At 72.2% G+C, this 16,129-nt stretch carries 13 protein-coding genes and 1 pseudogene; 5 read left to right on the top strand and 9 right to left on the bottom strand.

Annotated features, from left to right (window positions below; translation table 11 throughout):
• Window positions 1-59: 59 nt before the first annotated feature.
• From ACZ4K2_RS18200 to ACZ4K2_RS18190, 3 genes are all read right to left on the bottom strand, one after another.
• Entirely contained in the window at window positions 60-2,153 is a 2,094-nt protein-coding gene (locus ACZ4K2_RS18200; RefSeq protein WP_467473887.1) for a SpoIIE family protein phosphatase, read from the bottom strand.
• Between the two features lie 300 nt (window positions 2,154-2,453).
• On the bottom strand, window positions 2,454-3,143 hold the full coding sequence (gene fomD, locus ACZ4K2_RS18195; RefSeq protein WP_467473885.1) for a cytidylyl-2-hydroxypropylphosphonate hydrolase: 690 nt from the start codon (window positions 3,141-3,143) through the stop codon (window positions 2,454-2,456).
• Window positions 3,144-3,216: 73 nt separating this feature from the next.
• Window positions 3,217-4,614, bottom strand: coding sequence for a class II fumarate hydratase (locus ACZ4K2_RS18190; RefSeq protein WP_467473884.1), 1,398 nt, complete (start codon window positions 4,612-4,614; stop codon window positions 3,217-3,219).
• A gap of 316 nt (window positions 4,615-4,930) precedes the next feature.
• Here ACZ4K2_RS18190 and ACZ4K2_RS18185 point away from each other — a divergent pair, with 316 nt between their 5' ends.
• The gene (locus ACZ4K2_RS18185) at window positions 4,931-6,499 is read left to right on the top strand and encodes a recombinase family protein (protein ID WP_467473882.1); all 1,569 of its coding nucleotides are present in this window, start codon (window positions 4,931-4,933) and stop codon (window positions 6,497-6,499) included.
• Between the two features lie 417 nt (window positions 6,500-6,916).
• Here ACZ4K2_RS18185 and ACZ4K2_RS18180 read toward each other — a convergent pair whose 3' ends face one another.
• Window positions 6,917-8,581 carry a fumarate hydratase gene (locus tag ACZ4K2_RS18180; RefSeq protein WP_467473880.1) on the bottom strand — a complete coding sequence of 555 codons (1,665 nt, stop codon included), beginning with the start codon at window positions 8,579-8,581 and terminating at the stop codon, window positions 6,917-6,919.
• 145 nt (window positions 8,582-8,726) lie between these two features.
• Between ACZ4K2_RS18180 and ACZ4K2_RS18175 the strand changes: the two genes are divergently transcribed.
• Together ACZ4K2_RS18175 and ACZ4K2_RS18170 are read left to right on the top strand one after the other, a co-directional pair.
• On the top strand, window positions 8,727-9,416 hold the full coding sequence (locus tag ACZ4K2_RS18175; RefSeq protein WP_467473878.1) for a DUF1707 SHOCT-like domain-containing protein: 690 nt from the start codon (window positions 8,727-8,729) through the stop codon (window positions 9,414-9,416).
• A 411-nt stretch (window positions 9,417-9,827) separates the two neighbouring features.
• Window positions 9,828-10,202 carry a WhiB family transcriptional regulator gene (locus tag ACZ4K2_RS18170; RefSeq protein ID WP_467473876.1) on the top strand — a complete coding sequence of 125 codons (375 nt, stop codon included), beginning with the start codon at window positions 9,828-9,830 and terminating at the stop codon, window positions 10,200-10,202.
• A 110-nt stretch (window positions 10,203-10,312) separates the two neighbouring features.
• Here the strand turns inward: ACZ4K2_RS18170 and glpX are convergent, their stop codons facing one another.
• Entirely contained in the window at window positions 10,313-11,347 is a 1,035-nt protein-coding gene (glpX, locus tag ACZ4K2_RS18165) for a class II fructose-bisphosphatase (protein ID WP_467473874.1), read from the bottom strand.
• 128 nt (window positions 11,348-11,475) lie between these two features.
• Here glpX and ACZ4K2_RS18160 point away from each other — a divergent pair, with 128 nt between their 5' ends.
• Complete coding sequence (locus tag ACZ4K2_RS18160) at window positions 11,476-12,003, top strand: DUF4245 domain-containing protein (RefSeq protein WP_467473872.1); 528 nt, start codon at window positions 11,476-11,478, stop codon at window positions 12,001-12,003.
• 82 nt (window positions 12,004-12,085) lie between these two features.
• Here ACZ4K2_RS18160 and ACZ4K2_RS18155 read toward each other — a convergent pair whose 3' ends face one another.
• The 4 genes and pseudogenes from ACZ4K2_RS18155 to ACZ4K2_RS18140 all read right to left on the bottom strand — a co-directional run.
• On the bottom strand, window positions 12,086-12,676 hold the full coding sequence (locus ACZ4K2_RS18155; protein ID WP_467473870.1) for a malonic semialdehyde reductase: 591 nt from the start codon (window positions 12,674-12,676) through the stop codon (window positions 12,086-12,088).
• 134 nt (window positions 12,677-12,810) lie between these two features.
• The gene (locus tag ACZ4K2_RS18150) at window positions 12,811-13,038 is read right to left on the bottom strand and encodes an exodeoxyribonuclease VII small subunit (protein ID WP_467473868.1); all 228 of its coding nucleotides are present in this window, start codon (window positions 13,036-13,038) and stop codon (window positions 12,811-12,813) included.
• On the bottom strand, window positions 13,035-14,243 hold the full coding sequence (gene xseA, locus ACZ4K2_RS18145; RefSeq protein ID WP_467473867.1) for an exodeoxyribonuclease VII large subunit: 1,209 nt from the start codon (window positions 14,241-14,243) through the stop codon (window positions 13,035-13,037). Before xseA ends, ACZ4K2_RS18150 begins: the two co-directional genes overlap by 4 nt.
• A pseudogene (locus ACZ4K2_RS18140) lies at window positions 14,186-14,775 on the bottom strand (hypothetical protein); the annotation flags it as partial. The pseudogene ACZ4K2_RS18140 and the gene xseA, both read right to left, overlap by 58 nt.
• Before the next feature lie 330 nt (window positions 14,776-15,105).
• Here ACZ4K2_RS18140 and ACZ4K2_RS18135 point away from each other — a divergent pair.
• A complete protein-coding gene (locus ACZ4K2_RS18135; protein WP_467473865.1) occupies window positions 15,106-16,122 on the top strand; it encodes a 4-hydroxy-3-methylbut-2-enyl diphosphate reductase in 1,017 nt (338 codons plus the stop codon).
• The last annotated feature ends 7 nt before the right edge of the window (window positions 16,123-16,129 follow it).

Raw genomic sequence — 16,129 nt, 5'->3', positions numbered from 1 at the left:
CCCGAAGGGGGCGCCCGGAGAGATCCGGACGCCCCCTTCGGCGTCGTCCCGCGCCGGGCTCAGCCCCGGTGCAGCTCGAACCAGACCACTTTGCCGGTGCTCAGCCGGGTCGCCCCCCAGCGCCGCGCCAGCCGGTTCACCAGGTACAGGCCGCGCCCGCCCTCGTCGGTGGCCCGCGCCTGCCGCAGCCGGGGCAACTGCGGCACGTCGTCGCCGACCTCGCAGCGCAGCACGTCCGTCCGCAGCAGCCGCAGCGTCACCGGCCGCGACGCGTACCGCACGGCGTTCGTCACGACCTCGCTGACCAGCAGCTCCACCGAGTCCGTCAGGTCCTCCAGGTCCCAGCGGGCGAGCGCCCGCCGGGCCAGCCGGCGGGCCTGGCCGGGAGCCGTCTCCTGCGGCGCCAGCGTCCAGTACGCGACATCGCTGGGCGCGATCCCGTCGAACCGGGCCGCGAGCAGCGCGATGTCGTCGTCCCGGTCGCCCGGGCCGAGCATGTCCAGCACCTCGTCGCACAGCGCTTCCAGCGGCGGCGGATGGTCGGGACCGGTCAGCTGCGCGGTCGCGGCGAGCTTCTCCCGCAACTGCTCTATGCCCGTCCACACGTCCCGCAGCCGGGACTCCACCAGCCCGTCGGTGTAGAGCAGCAGGGTCGCACCGGCGGGCGCGTCCAGCTCCACCGCCTCGAAGTCGACGCCGCCGACCCCGATCGGCGCGCCCGACGGCACCCGCAGCACCTCGGCCCGGCCGCCCAGGTGCAGCAGCACGGGCGGCGGATGCCCGGCGTTGGCGATCGTGATGCGGTGCGTGACCGGGTCGTAGACCGCGTACAGGCAGGTCGCCATGCGGTCGGTGCCCAGCCGCTGCGCCTGCTCGTCCAGGTGGTGCAGCACCTCCTGCGGCGGCAGATCGAGCCCGGCCAGGGTCTGCGCGGTGGTGCGCAACTGGCCCATGATCGCCGCAGACGTCATCGAGTGGCCCATCACGTCGCCGACCACCAGCGCGACCCGGCTGCCCGGCAGCGGGATCGCGTCGTACCAGTCGCCGCCGACCCGCGCGGTCTCCGCCGCAGGCAGGTACCGGGAGGCGAGCCGGACGCCGGTCGGACGGGGCAGGGTCTCGGGCAGCATGGTGCGCTGGAGCTCGTCGGCGATGTACGCCTCCCGGCCGTACAGCACCGCCTTGTCGATGCCGAGCGCGCTGTGCGTGGCCAGCTGGGCGGCCACCAGCAGGTCGTCCGCCTCGAACGCGAACCGCTCCGGGCGGCGCAGGAACAGGGCCGCGCCGATCACCCGGCGCCGGCCGCGCAGCGGCGCGAGGATCGCGTGCCGTTCGCCCGGCACGATCGCCTCCCCGCCCTCGCCGAGCAGCTCGGGCAGCGCGGCCCGGGCGGCGGGCGCGTCGGCGAACACCGGCCGCACCCCGCGCAGCACCTCGTTCAGCGCGCCGCCCGGCCGCACCTCGCACAGCTCGGTGGTGAGCGCCGACAGGTCCGCCAGGGCGGACGGCTCCGGCTCCGGCTCGAACGCCGACGGCAGCAGCACCCCGTCGGTGTCCCGCTCCTGCGGTATCCGGTCGGTGCGGCGCAGCCGCAGCACCACCGGCCCGGTGGGCCGTTCGTCACCGACCGGCAGCGGGTCGCGCAGGTAGACCAGGATCGCGTCCGAGAAGGTCGGCACGGTCGCCCGGCACAGCCCCATCACGATCTCGTCCAGGTCGATGCCGCGGGCGATCCGCCGGGTGGCCGCGCCCACGAACCGGAGCCGGTCCCCGTCCCGCCGCATCGGCATCGGCCGCCCCGGCGGCAGCCCGCGCCCGGTACGGCGCTCCGCAGCGCCCGGTGCGCGGTCCTGCTCGGCACCGGGCTGGGCCGGGATGGCCTCCGGCGCGGGGCGCGGCCGGTGGGCGCCGGGTTCGGCGGAGGCGGGCTGGGAGTGCTCGGGTCCGTTGACCGGGGGCTCCTTCCCCATGCCGTCCTCTCCCTCGCCACGGGTCGTGGCCGTGTCCGGGGCCGAGGGCGTCGTGTCGGCCCGGGCCTGTGGCGGTAAGGCCGGGCCGCCGGGCTGCTGGGAGGCGCGTAGGAGTGCCCCGCGCGCCTGCGCGGGGTCGGCGCCCGGCTGGGGGCGCTCGAAGGAGGTGGGCTGCTCCGTCACGCGTGTCGCATCCATCCGTCCGGGGCTGTGCGCCGCTCGCGCCGGGCGCGCAGTTGGTCCCGCCGAAGTCCCGATACCCGCAATACGTGCCCGGTGAACGGAATCCGCGCGGGGGCGGGGGTTGTTCGCCCGCCGTTCGCGCGTCCGCCGCACTCCGCGGTGGTGCCCTCGTACCCCTCGCTCACGTCCTGCCGCCCCTCGGTGACGATCGGTCAAGCCCGGCGGCCGAGCCGGGAGTTGTACTGGCGCCCCTTGCGGAGGACGATCCTACGGTTCTTGCCCTGGGGCGCATCAAGGGTCTCATGAGGACATGTGCGCGGGCGTGCGGTCCCAGTCCTCGGGGAGAGAAGGTACCGCCCAGGACGGGTCCGGGCGCCAGTGCTGCCAGCCGTCCGAGAACGGCGGGCCCCACGCGCGGATCACCTCCACCGCCTCCCGGCCCGCCTCCCGCACCCGCCCGGCGGTCGCCGCGTCCATCAGCCCGTCCCGCTGGGCCTGCGCGAACTCGTCCTCGTCCCGCCAGTGCCAGCTGCGGTCCGGGTGCACGGAGATGTCCAGGAAGTGGTCCTCGGAGTCCACTCCGCCCGCCCAACGGGACAGCGGCCGCTCCAGGTTGACGTACCAGTTCTTGAACAGCCAGCCCGGATCCCAGAACAGCCACACCGACCAGGGCCGGCCGGGCTGGGCCAGCTTCAGCACGCCCGTGCCGAACCAGCGGTCCCGCTGGACCGTGCGCGGCTTGGTGTAGCGGGACTCCAGCGGTTCCTGGTGCACCGGCGTGCCGTCGGCCAGGACCGGCCTGGTGCACTCGGTGCCGGGGGCCAGCCACACCGCCAGCAGTTCGGCGTCGTCGCGGACGACGGTGACGGGCCGGGCGATGTGGAAGTGCTCGCCCCCGTTCTCCCGGTAGCGCCACAGGACGTGCGTCCCGGGACTCCAGTGCGCCGTGGGACCCGCTGCCACTCGTGTCATCGCTCCGTCGTCCGTCATGCACAGATATTAGGTGCCACGGACAAGCGTCGCTGCGGTGCGCGTCACGGCGCCCGGCGGGACCCGCGCCCGGCTACGGGCGGGTCATCCGCAGGACGTCCAGCGCCTCGTCGAGCTGCTCCCGCGTCAGGTCGCCGCGCTCCACGTAGCCGCCCTCCAGGACGACCTCGCGGATCGTCCTCCGCTCCGCGAGGGACTTCTTGGCGACCTTCGCGGCCTCCTCGTAGCCGATGTACTTGTTCAGCGGGGTCACCACGGACGGGGACGACTCGGCGTACTCGCGGGCGCGTTCGCGGTCGGCGGTGATGCCGTCGACGGTCCGGTCGGCCAGCAGCCGGGAGACGTTGGCGAGCAGCCGGACCGATTCGAGCACGTTCTTGGCGATGACCGGCAGCATCACGTTCAGCTCGAAGTTGCCGGCGGCGCCGGCGGTGGTGATGGTGGCGTCGTTGCCGATGACCTGGGCCGCGACCATCAGTACGGCCTCGGGGACGACCGGGTTCACCTTGCCGGGCATGATCGAGGAGCCGGGCTGGAGGTCGGGCAGCCGGATCTCGGCGAGGCCGGTGCGCGGCCCGGAGGACATCCAGCGCAGATCGTTCGCGATCTTCGTCAGGCCGACCGCGATGGTCCTGAGCTGGCCGCTGGTCTCCACGACGCCGTCCCGGGCGCCCTGCGCCTCGAAGTGGTCGCGGGCCTCGGTGAGCGGCAGCCCGGTGGTCCGGGCGACCTCCTCGATGACGGCGGCGGAGAACCCGCGCGGGGTGTTGATGCCGGTGCCGACCGCGGTGCCGCCCAGCGGCAGCTCGGCCAGCCGGGGCAGGGAGGCGCGCAGCCGCTCGACGCCGTACCGCACCTGGGCCGCGTACCCGCCGAACTCCTGACCGAGCGTCACCGGTGTGGCGTCCATCAGGTGCGTGCGCCCGGACTTCACCACGTCGGCGAACTCGGCGGACTTGCGCTCCAGGGACGCGGCCAGGTGCTCCAGGGCCGGGACCAGGTCGTGGGTGACGGCCGCGGTGGCGGCGATGTGCAGGGAGGACGGGAAGACGTCGTTGGACGACTGGGAGGCGTTCACGTGGTCGTTGGGGTGCACGTCCCGGCCGAGCCGCTCGGTGGCCAGGGTCGCGATGACCTCGTTGGCGTTCATGTTGGAGGACGTCCCGGAACCGGTCTGGAAGACGTCCACCGGGAAGTGCTCGTCCCACTTCCCCGCGGCGACCTCGCCGGCCGCCTCCCGGATCGCTTCCGCCACGTCCCCGTCGAGCACGCCCAGCTCGGCGTTCACCTTGGCCGCCGCCGCCTTGATGCGGGCGAGTGCCTCGATGTGGGCCCGTTCGATCCGCTGCCCGGAGACCGGGAAGTTCTCGACGGCTCGCTGTGTCTGCGCCCGCCACTTGGCGTCGGCCGGAACCCGGACCTCGCCCATCGAGTCGTGCTCGACCCGGTACTGCGGCTCTTCGGTCGTCATCGTCGTACCTCCGAAATCGTGAGCACGTGTCGCGGCGCCCGTATTCCCCTTCCCGCCCCGGCCAGTACACACCGCGCGCGTGCCGAGCGCGGCGCGGCGTGCCGGGGCGGCGTGCCGGGGTGCGGACCGAGGGTGCGGGGCCGGGGGTGCGGAGAGGCCCCCGGCGGGTGCCGGGGGCCTCGGTGTTCCGGATGCGGCGGGTCAGGCCAGGCCGGGTCCCCGCACCGGGATCGAGGTGAACGTCGGCTGCGGGGCCGGGTCCTGGAAGAAGTCGTTTATTTATTCAGCTCACGCGAACTGGCCCTAGCATGATGGCATGGTCAAGCACCCGAGGGTTCTGGGAACTGTCCGTCTCTCCGTCCTCAAGGACGACACCACCAGTCCCGAGAAGCAGAAGCACGCGGTCGAGCATTGGGCCTCGGGGCCGACTGTGGACGGCCGCATGGTCGGCTTCGCTGAAGACCTGGACGTGTCCGGCGCCATGCACCCGTTCAAGCGGCCCGGTCTCGGACCGTGGTTCTCGGAGCGGGCGGACGACTGGGATGTGCTGGCCGTATGGAAGCTCGACCGGCTGAGCCGCAAAGCCGGTCACTTCGCCGAGGTCTTCGAGTGGTGCCAGGGGCACGGGAAGACCATCGTGTCCGTGACCGAGGGCATCGACATGAGCACCCCCATGGGGAAGATGTTCGCGCAGATCATCGCGGCCTTCGCCGAGGGAGAGTTGGACACCATCCGAGCGCGTGCGCTCTCGGGCTCTCAGGCCCGCAAGGCAAAGGGAGTGTGGATCGGGGGAGTGGAGCCGTTCGGGTATCACTTCGAGCGGCAGGAGGGCGGCGGGAAGAAGCTCGCTCAAGACCCCACCTACGCGGCTCTGTTTCAAGAGATCGTCGAGCGTCTGAAGGGCGATTGGTCGAGCTACAAGATCGCGGTGGATCTGAACAAGCGGGGCGTACCCACTTGGAGGGATCACCTGCGCATCGTGAAGGGTGAAGAGCCGCGGGGTGTCGACTGGACGAGCAACGCCGTGCGGGTCGTCGTCATGAACCCCACGGTGGCCGGCATCTATACGTACAAGGGCGAGAACGTCGTCGACGAGAACGGCGAGCACCTCCGCATCACGGACCGGCCGCTCATGGAGTACGCCGAGTGGGCGGAGTTGGTCGCGTCGCTCAAGAGTGACCGGCCTGTTCGGCGGGCCACACCTTCGCGCTCGATGCTTGGGGGCGTTGCCGTATGCCTGGAGTGCGGCTCTCGGATGTCGTCCAACAAGAAGACGAAGCCGAGCGGCCGAGTGCATCACTACTACGGGTGCAATGCAGTCAACACGGGCACCTGCCCGAACCCCGGGCGCATCCGCAGGGGTGACCTTGACCAAGCAGTGGGCGTCTTCGTGAACACCGTGCTCGGCCCGTTGCCCGTCATGGAGCGTGCGGGGAACGCGATCTCTCAGACGAAGGTAGAACTCACTGACGCCGAAGCGGCCCTCGATCGTCTGGAAGCCGACTACCTCGCCGGCCGCTTCAAGACCGATGTTCAGGTTGAACGGTACTGGGGGCAGCACGGGTTCCAGTCCGCGAAGGTCGAGAGGCTGCGGGCAGAGATCAAAGCCGCCGAGGGCGCCCCCACATGGATCGCCACGGGACACACCTACGCCGAGGAGTGGGCCGCGAAGGACGACGAACAGAAACGGGTGTTCCTGCAGCGTCACGGGATCACCGTTCATGTCGGCCCCACGCAGGACGGCAACCGTCGGGCGGTCGTGAAGATGCCGGAACTGGCCGAGATCGCCGAAGAGGTCGGCCTGCACGTCCCCGAGGGTTACCTGCGGGTGGAGCCGAAGGCGGAATACATCCTTCCCCGCCGAATGCCTTACGAGCGGAAATAGCGGCGAGCAGAGAAGGGCTCGCGTTGCGGGTAAACGCTTTGGGCGCCGTTCTCATGCCTTGGTCTCGGCCCGTTCAAACGCTTGTGCGGGCAGCGTTCGGCCTTCCGCCAGGAATTCGGCTGTAGACCTGGCTGAGCACCCGAGAGCAGAGGAGAGGGTCGGACGTCGACAAGATGAGTCAGGCCGAGGCCGAGGAACTTGCCTCTTTCGACCCCAGGACGGCCCAGACGGGGATCCTGTACGCCAGGGCCGAGGTGAGCGACGAGCGGTGCTTCATGGCCGTACTGCTTACGCACATCAACCATCTCGGGATTCTGGCCGATGTGTTTGGCGGCCAGGACGGGCCGTTGCCGAGTGACAGCATGACAACGCCCCCGCCTGACCGGCGGGGGCGTGAGAAGCGCCCATAGGCTCAGGTCACACCTGACGCACCGGAATGCTTGTGAACGTCGGCTTGGAGAGTTCCTGCGGGCTGAAGAAGTCGTTGCCCTTGTCGTCCACCACGACGAACGCCGGGAAGTCCTCGACCTCGATCCTCCAGACCGCCTCCATGCCCAGCTCCTCGTACTCCAGGACCTCGACCTTCTTGATGCAGTCCTGGGCGAGGCGGGCGGCGGGACCGCCGATGGAGCCGAGGTAGAAGCCGCCGTGCGCGGCGCACGCGTCGGTGACCTGCCGGCTGCGATTGCCCTTGGCGAGCATGACCCGGGAGCCGCCCGCGGCCTGGAACTGCTCCACGTAGGAGTCCATGCGGCCGGCCGTCGTCGGGCCGAAGGAGCCGGACGCGTAGCCCTCGGGGGTCTTCGCCGGGCCGGCGTAGTACACCGGGTGGTCCTTCAGGTACTGCGGCATCTCCTCGCCCGCGTCCAGCCGCTCCTTGATCTTGGCGTGCGCGATGTCGCGGGCCACGACCAGCGGGCCGGTCAGCGACAGCCGGGTCTTGACCGGGTACTTGGTCAGCTCGGCGAGGATCGTGTCCATCGGCTGGTTGAGGTCGATCCGCACGACGTCGCCGGCCTCGTCGAGGTGCTCCTCGGTGGTCTCCGGCAGGAAGCGCGCCGGGTCCGTCTCCAGCTGCTCCAGGAAGACGCCCTCGGCGGTGATCTTCGCGACGGCCTGCCGGTCGGCGGAGCAGGAGACGGCGATGGCGACCGGGCAGGACGCGCCGTGCCGCGGCAGCCGGATCACGCGGACGTCGTGGCAGAAGTACTTGCCGCCGAACTGCGCGCCGATGCCGATCCGCTGGGTCAGCTCGAAGACCTTCTGCTCCAGCTCCTCGTCCCGGAAGCCGTGGCCGAGCGGGGAGCCCTCGGTGGGCGCGTTGTCCAGGTAGTGCGCGGAGGCGTACTTCGCGGTCTTCAGCGCGTACTCGGCGGAGGTGCCGCCGACGACGATCGCCAGGTGGTACGGCGGGCAGGCGGCCGTGCCGAGCGAACGGATCTTCTCCTCCAGGAACTTCATCATGGAGGACTCGTTCAGGACGGCCTTCGTCTCCTGGTACAGGAAGGACTTGTTGGCCGAGCCGCCGCCCTTGGCCATGAAGAGGAACTTGTAGGCGCCGCCGTCGGTGGCGTACAGCTCGATCTGGGCCGGCAGGTTGGAGCCGGTGTTCTTCTCCTCCCACATGGTGAGCGGAGCCATCTGCGAGTAGCGCAGGTTGAGCTTGGTGTAGGCGTCGTGGATGCCGTGCGAGAGGTGCCGCTCGTCCTCGCCCGCGGTGAGGACGTTCTGCCCGCGCTTGCCCATGACGATCGCCGTGCCGGTGTCCTGGCACATGGGCAGCACGCCGGCCGCCGCGATGTTCGCGTTCTTCAGCAGGTCCAGCGCGACGAACTTGTCGTTGCCGGACGCCTCGGGGTCGTCGATGATCCGGCGGAGCTGGGCGAGGTGGGCCGGGCGCAGGTAGTGCTGGATGTCGTGGACGGCCTCCGCGGCCAGCTTGCGCAGCGCCTCCGGCTCCACCTTGAGGAACGTCCGCCCGTCCGGGCCCTCGACGGTGGAGACGCCCTCGGACGTCACCAGTCGATAGGGGGTGGTGTCCTCTCCCTGGGGGAGCAGATCGGTGTACGCGAACTCAGGCATCTCAGCCCATTCCTCACTCTGACGGACGGCGGCCCGCCGACGCCGGCGGGCCTCCCCAGCCTAGGACCTGCCGTCCGCGGCGGGCCTGTGAGGTAAGGCTCAGTCGGGGGTGTCGCGATCTATCGTGTTTCGGTAGGCTGCTGCCGTGGACCTTCAGAAGCAGACCGCACCCACACCGCCGGGCGAGATGCGCGCCTCGGACGCCGACCGCGACCGGGTCGCCGACATCCTCCGCGAGGCGCTCGCCGAGGGCCGGCTGACCGCCGACGAGCACGCCGAGCGCGTGGAAGGCGTGCTGCACGCCAAGACGGTGGGGGAGCTGGAGGTCTTCGTCCGGGACCTGCCCGCGGCCCACCGCCGCCCGGCCGCCCCCGCCTACGCGCCCGTACCGCCGCGCCCCGAGCCGGGCGCGATCCCGGCGGAGGCCGACGCCAACGTGGTCGCGGTGTTCAGCAGCGCGATGCGCCGGGGCCGCTGGCGCGCCGGCCGCCGGCTGCACGCGTACGCCGTCTTCGGCAGCGTCGAGATCGACCTCAGCGAGGCGATCTTCGAGTACCAGCAGGTGGTGATCAAGGCGGTGGCCGTCTTCGGCGACGTCCAGATCCGCGTCCCGGAGAACATCTCGCTGCGCGGCACCGGGGGCGGTGTGCTCGGCAACTTCGAGGTCAGCCCGCTGGACTCGGTGGACTCCGACGCGCCGGTCGTCTACGTCGACGGCTGGGCCGTCCTCGGCAACGTCGAGGCGCGGCCCCGGCGGGGCAAGCTGGTGGCGGACATCCTGGAGCGGGTCCACGACAGGGTCGACCGCAAGCTGCGCAAGCACCTGGGCCACTGACGGCGGCGGAAGCGGCGCCGGCCGCCGGGTGGTGGGCGGCGGCCGAAGCCGTGCCGGTGGCCGGAGTGTCGCCGGTGGCCGAAGTTGTGCCGGTGGCTGACGTCGTGTCGGTGGCCGGGGCGTCGGTGGTGGTTGACGTCGGGCCGGCGGCCGGGTCGTCGGCGGTGGCCAAGTCCTTTCGGTGGCTGGGGTGTTATGGACGTCCGAGGCCGTCGTCCACCCCTGGGCCGGTCCCGATCGCCGCGCGTGCGCCGGGGCCGGGACGGGCCGGCCGCTCCGATGCCTGCGGCGCGGGGGCGTGAACAGGACGCCGCACGCCTGCCGGTGGGGACTCTGTGCATAGGCGCGCGCACAGCGGGTAGGGCTTGCTGCATCGTCTCTCGCTCGCGAAGCCGTCGTCAGGAGTAGACCGTGCCGCAACCGCCGCATTCGTCCCTGCAGGTCGCCGTCGTTCCGGCCCAGCGGGAGCCAGCGCGAGACCGTGACCAGGACGCACCCTGGCACACGGAGGCCGTGTGCCGCCGTGACGAGGCGGGCCTGTTCTTCGCCCCGTCGAAGGAGCCGACCGCCGCCCGGCTGTCGCGCGAGGAGGCGGCCAAGCGGGTCTGTGCCCGCTGCCCGGTCATGGTCGAGTGCCGCGAGCACGCCCTCCTCCAGCCCGAGCCCTACGGCGTCTGGGGCGGCCTCACGGCGGCCGAGCGCAGGGTGGTGCTGGCCCGCCGCCGGCGCCGCGAGATGGAGCTGAAGAAGACCGCCAGGGCGACGGCGAACCGCATAGCGGGCTGATCCGCCGGCGGGCGCCCCCTCCGCACCGGGGGCGCCCGCCGGACCCCGGGGACGGGGCCCGCGGCCGGCGGTGGGACCCGCCGGGCGCGCGGGGCCCGTCCCCGTGGGCGCTACCTGGCCCGGTCGAAGTCGACCGCGCTGTAGGCCCGCAGCTTCCTCAGCCGGTGCTCGGAGTAGATCCTGCGCACCGTCCCCGACTTCGACCGCATCACGATCGACTCGGTCAGCGCGGTCTCCGACCGGTACTGCACGCCCCGCAGCAGCTCGCCGTCGGTGATCCCGGTCGCGACGAAGAACACGTTCTCCCCGGCCACCAGGTCGTCCGTCGTGAGCACCCGGTCCAGGTCGTGCCCGGCGTCCAGCGCCCGCGCGCGCTCCTCGTCGTCCTTGGGCCACAGCTTGCCCTGGATGGTTCCGCCCAGGCACTTCACGGCGCAGGCGGAGATGATGCCCTCGGGGGTGCCGCCGATACCGAGCAGCAGGTCGACGCCGGTGCCCTCGCGCAGCGCGTACACCGAACCGGCGACGTCGCCGTCGGAGATCAGCTTGATGCGGGCGCCGGCCTCCCGGACCTCCCGGATCAGCCCCGCGTGCCGCGGCCGGTCCAGGATGACGACGGTGACGTCCTCGGGCGTGGCCTTCTTCGCCTTGGCGATCCGCTTGATGTTCACGGCCACGGGCGCGTCGATGTCGACGAAGTCCGCCGCCTCGGGGCCGGTGACCAGCTTGTCCATGTAGAACACGGCGGACGGGTCGAACATGGCGCCGCGCTCGGCGGCGGCCAGGACGGCGATCGCGTTCGGCATGCCCTTCGCCGTCAGCGTGGTGCCGTCGATCGGGTCGACGGCGATGTCGACCTCGGGGCCGGTGCCGTCACCGACGTTCTCCCCGTTGAAGAGCATCGGGGCCTCGTCCTTCTCGCCCTCGCCGATGACGACCACGCCGTTCATCGACACGGTGGAGACGAGGGTGCGCATGGCGCGCACGGCGGCGCCGTCGGCGCCGTTCTTGTCACCGCGCCCCACCCAGCGGCCCGCGGCCATCGCCGCGGCTTCGGTCACCCGGACCAGTTCCAGGGCGAGGTTGCGGTCGGGAGCCTCGGAGGGAACATCGAGCTCGGACGGCAGGTGATGGTGTTCGGTCATCGGAGCGCACCTTTCTGATACGACGACGGCCGGATGAGGGTCTTGGTCTCCGACTCTATCGTTGAGCAGACAAAATGAGCAGGGGCCCCCACGGATGAGCGCTCGGGACACCTGCGACGATAGAGGGCGTGGCAGGTTCGAAAGGCAAGCAGAAGACGGCCCGGGACATGATCCTCTCCCTGGCCCTGATCGGCATCGCGGCGGCGGTCGTCTACTTCCTCAGCATCCCGCGCGACGACCACGCGCCCGATCTCAAGCGGGTGGACTACCGGGTCGAGCTGCTCACGGCCCGCCGGGCGGCGAGCTACCCGGTGGCCGCCCCCGAGGGCCTGCCGAGCGCCTGGAAGGCGACCTCCGTGCGCTACCAGGGCCAGAACTCCGACCGCTGGCACCTCGGCTTCCAGACGCCGGACGGCCAGTACGTGCAGGTCGAGCAGTCCCGGGAGAAGCCCTCCGACTTCATCGGCCAGGCCAGCCAGGGCGCGTCGGCGACGCGGCGGACCGAGGAGATCGACGGCCGCACCTGGACCCGCTACACCGGCGGCCGGTACGACGCCCTCGTCCTCCAGGACACCCCCGGCTCCACCACGGTGGTGGCCGGCACGGGCTCCTTCGCGGAGCTGCGGACGATGGCGGCGGCGCTGAAGACGGGCTGAGCAGCGCGGCACGCACGCGAAAGGCCCCCGGCGCTGCCGGGGGCCTTTTCGTCGCGTGGGCCGCGTGGGCCGCTCGCGTGCGTCAGACGGTCTTGACGACGTCCTCGTAGGACAGGCGCGGCGAGCGCGGGAACCAGGCGTCCGGGCCCGGGCGGCCGATGTTGACGACCATCATCGGGGTGTGGTCGTCGTCCAGGAACTCCTTGCGGACGCCCTCGAAGTCCAGACCGGTCATCGGGCCGGCGGCGAGACCGGCGGCGCGGACGCCGACGATGAAGTACGCGGCCTGGAGGGCGGCGTTCAGCAGGGCGGCACCCTCACGGTCCGTGCGCTGGCTGAAGAACACGTCCTTGGCCTGCGGGAAGTGCGGGAACAGGGCCGGCAGCTCCTCGTGGAACTCGTTGTCCGCGGAGAGGATCGCGACCAGCGGGGCGGCGGCCGTCTTGGCCCGGTTGCCCTCGGCCATGAGCTCGACCAGGCGCTCGCGGGCCTCGGGGGAGCGGACCAGGGTGATGCGCAGCGGGCTCTGGTTGAAGGCGGTGGGGCCGTACTTGACCAGGTCGTAGATCGCCTGCACCTGCTCCTCGGTCACCGGCTCGTCGGTGAAGGTGTTCGCGGTACGGGCCTCGCGGAACAGCAGGTCCTGGGCGGCGGGGTCAAGAACGAGAGACATGCGTGACTTCCTAGGGTGCGCGTCAGGCCCGACGGGATGCCGGACCGGCTGACGGCACCGACCCTACGCCACTTTCGGTTTAAGCTTCAACTAATACCGGGGTGCGGTGATCCGCTTCACAGCCCCCGGCCCGGTCACCCGCCGTCCTCCCCGGCCCCGTCGTCCTCGGCCAGCGCCGCGTCCAGCCGGGCCCGGGCCCCCTCCAGCCAGCGCCGGCACACCTTGGCCAGCTCCTCACCGCGCTCCCACAGCGCCAGGGACTCCTCCAGCGTCGTCCCGCCCGCCTCCAGCCGCCGTACGACCTCGATCAGCTCGTCCCGCGCCTGCTCGTACGAGAGCGTCTCGTCCACCTTGCTCGTCATTCGCCCACCTTCACTGTGAAATCACCGTCGGCGACACGGGCCCGCAGCGCCTCGCCCGCCGTCACCTCGGCCGGATCGCGCACCACGTGCCCGTCCGCCCGTTGCAGCACCGCGTAACCGCGCCGAAGCGTCGCCGCCGGGGACAGGGCCACCACACGCGCGTGCGTGTGCGTCAGCTCCGAGTCCGCCCGGTCCAGCAGGTGCCCCAGGGTCCGCCTGCCGCGGTCGAGCAGCAGCGCCACGTGATCGGCGCGCTCGTCGAGCATCCGGTGCGGATCCTCCATCGACGGCCGCGCCAGCGCGTGCGCCAGCCCGCGCTCCTCCCGCTCCACGAACGCGGCCGCGCAGCGCCGCGCCCGGTCCCGCAGCATCCGCACCCGCTCCAGCTCCTCGCCGACGTCGGGCACGACCTTCTTCGCCGCGTCCGTCGGCGTGGAGGCGCGCAGGTCGGCGACGTGGTCCAGCAGCGGATTGTCCGGCTCGTGCCCGATCGCGGACACCACCGGCGTACGGCACCCGGCCACCGCCCGCACGAGCTGCTCGTCGGAGAAGGGGAGCAGGTCCTCCACGCTGCCGCCGCCGCGCGCCACGATGATCACGTCCACCTCGTCGACGGCGTCCAGCTCCTTGACGGCCTGCACGACCTGCGGCACGGCGTGCACGCCCTGCACCGGCACGTTGCGCACCTCGAAGCGGACGGCGGGCCAGCGGTGCCGGGCGTTCTCCAGCACGTCCCGCTCCGCCGCCGAGGCCCGCCCGCACACCAGCCCGATGAGCTGCGGCAGGAACGGCAGCGGCTTCTTGCGCTCCGGCGCGAACAGGCCCTCGGCCGCCAGCGACTTCTTCAGCTGCTCCAGCCGGGCCAGCAGCTCGCCGACCCCGACGGGCCGTATCTCGGCGGCGCGCAGGGAGAGCTGGCCGCGCGGCGCGTACCACTCGGGCTTCGCCAGCACGACGACCCGGGCGCCCTCGCCGACGACGTCCGCGACGGCGTCGAACACCTGGCGGTAGCAGGTCACGCTGACGGAGACGTCGTGCGACGGATCGCGCAGGGTGAGGAACACGACGCCCGCGCCGGGGCGGCGCGAGAGCTGGGTGATCTGCCCCTCGACCCACACCGCGCCGAGCCGGTCGATCCAGCCCCCGATCAGCCGTGACACCTCACCCACGGGCAGGGGAGACTCCGGGGACGTGTTGACAGCCATGCGGCGAGCCTAACGGCCCGGACCGACAGACCGGCCGAGCCCGCTCCCCTCACCCCCGCCGGCAGCCGCACCGCCCCCACCACCCGTGCCGGTGCCGCGGCGGCCGCGACGACGGACACGGTGATCGCCGCCCCGGCCGCCGGCACCAGCGCGTGCCGCCACCGGCTCACCGGCCCCGTCCCCCGCCGCACCACGAAGCAGCCCACCACGCTCGCGCGCAGCGGCGTGAACGCCGACAGCGCACCGATGCCGGCCATCCGTACCAGCCGGTCCGGGCCGTCGTCCCGGCGAGCCGCCCGGCCCGCGGCGGCCGACGTGACGACGGCCGCGCACGGCGGCGCGACCCGCGGCACGCCCGCGTCCGTCCGCGCCAGGACCCGGGTCAGCCGCCGTCCCCGGCCCGGCGCGAACAGCGGCCGCCCGGCCGCGGACGCCGCTCCGACTGCTGCCTTGCTCGCGCCCACCAGGTCGTGCAGCCGGCGGCCGACGCCGTGTCCACCGCGTCGTAGAAGGCCGTGCCCTGCCGTCCGGGAGGCCGATTCCGCCCCCGCCCGCGGCACGACCCGCACCGCCCGCCCATAGCCGAACGCGGTGCACGCCATGGCCGCCGCCACCACCGCGCACGACCCGGCGTCCGGCGTGCCGAACACCCCGACCGGCACCGCCTGCGCGATCAACAGCGGCCCGTGCACGACGAGGTCCCGCAGGCCAGGATCCGCGCCGCGGGCCGTGGCCCGCGCAGGGCCCGCGGGCCGCCGTCCCGGTGCCGGACACGCGCCCGGTCGTCCCCGCCGGACCGGGGCGCGCGATCGCTCCGCCGCCGGACGCGGCCGTACGATCCGCCGCCGAACGCGGCCTTACGATGGGACGCATGACCGCTTCGTCTGGCCGCCGTGTCCTGCTCGCCGCCCCCCGGGGCTACTGCGCCGGTGTGGACCGCGCCGTGATCGCCGTCGAGAAAGCCCTGGAGCAGTACGGGGCCCCGATCTACGTCCGGCACGAGATCGTCCACAACAAGTACGTCGTGCAGACCCTGGAGAAGAAGGGCGCGATCTTCGTCGAGCGCACGGAGGAGGTGCCGCCCGGCAACATCGTCATGTTCTCGGCGCACGGCGTCGCCCCCACGGTGCACGAAGAGGCCCGGCAGGGCCGGCTCGCCACCATCGACGCCACCTGCCCCCTGGTCACCAAGGTCCACAAGGAAGCCGTCCGGTACGCGGGCGAGGACTACGACATCCTCCTGATCGGCCACGAGGGCCACGAGGAGGTCATCGGCACCTCCGGCGAGGCCCCGGACCACATCCAGCTGGTCGACGGCCCCGCGGACGTGGAGAAGGTCGAGGTCCGCGACCCGTCGAAGGTCGTCTGGCTGTCGCAGACCACCCTCTCCGTCGACGAGACCATGGAGACCGTCGACGCCCTGAAGACGAAGTTCCCCGGTCTCGTCTCCCCGCCCAGCGACGACATCTGCTACGCCACGCAGAACCGCCAGCTCGCCGTGAAGCAGATGGGCGCCGAGGCCGAGCTGGTCATCGTCGTCGGCTCGCGCAACTCCTCCAACTCCAAGCGGCTGGTCGAGGTCGCCAAGCTGGCCGGCGCGCGCGACGCCCACCTCGTGGACTTCGCCGACGAGATCGACGAGAGCTGGCTGGAGGGCGTGACGACCGTCGGCCTCACCTCCGGCGCCTCCGTGCCCGAGGTGCTCGTCGAGCAGGTCCTGGAGTGGCTCGCCGCGCGCGGCTACGGCGACGTGGAGCTGGTGCGGGCGGCCGAGGAGTCCATTATCTTCTCGCTGCCCAAGGAACTGCGCCGCGACCTGCGCGACGAGGCGGCGGCCCTGGTGGCCCAGCGCGGCGGAAGCGGTACCTCCGGGGCGTGACCGTTCG

The organism is Streptomyces sp. NPDC025833, assembly GCF_055558055.1.
Note: the sequence above shows the minus strand (reverse complement) of the source record. Positions and strands in the feature narration are given on the sequence as shown.

Excerpts from the sequence above, each read along its gene's own strand:
- ACZ4K2_RS18185 (WP_467473882.1), top strand. The coding sequence starts at position 4,931 with ATGGTCAAGCACCCGAGGGTTCTGGGAACTGTCCGTCTCTCCGTCCTC.
- ACZ4K2_RS18180 (WP_467473880.1), bottom strand. The coding sequence starts at position 8,581 with ATGCCTGAGTTCGCGTACACCGATCTGCTCCCCCAGGGAGAGGACACC.
- fomD (WP_467473885.1), bottom strand. The coding sequence starts at position 3,143 with ATGACGGACGACGGAGCGATGACACGAGTGGCAGCGGGTCCCACGGCG.
- ACZ4K2_RS18190 (WP_467473884.1), bottom strand. The coding sequence starts at position 4,614 with ATGACGACCGAAGAGCCGCAGTACCGGGTCGAGCACGACTCGATGGGC.
- ACZ4K2_RS18150 (WP_467473868.1), bottom strand. The coding sequence starts at position 13,038 with ATGACGAGCAAGGTGGACGAGACGCTCTCGTACGAGCAGGCGCGGGAC.
- glpX (WP_467473874.1), bottom strand. The coding sequence starts at position 11,347 with ATGACCGAACACCATCACCTGCCGTCCGAGCTCGATGTTCCCTCCGAG.
- ACZ4K2_RS18155 (WP_467473870.1), bottom strand. The coding sequence starts at position 12,676 with ATGTCTCTCGTTCTTGACCCCGCCGCCCAGGACCTGCTGTTCCGCGAG.
- xseA (WP_467473867.1), bottom strand. The coding sequence starts at position 14,243 with ATGGCTGTCAACACGTCCCCGGAGTCTCCCCTGCCCGTGGGTGAGGTG.
- ACZ4K2_RS18135 (WP_467473865.1), top strand. The coding sequence starts at position 15,106 with ATGGGACGCATGACCGCTTCGTCTGGCCGCCGTGTCCTGCTCGCCGCC.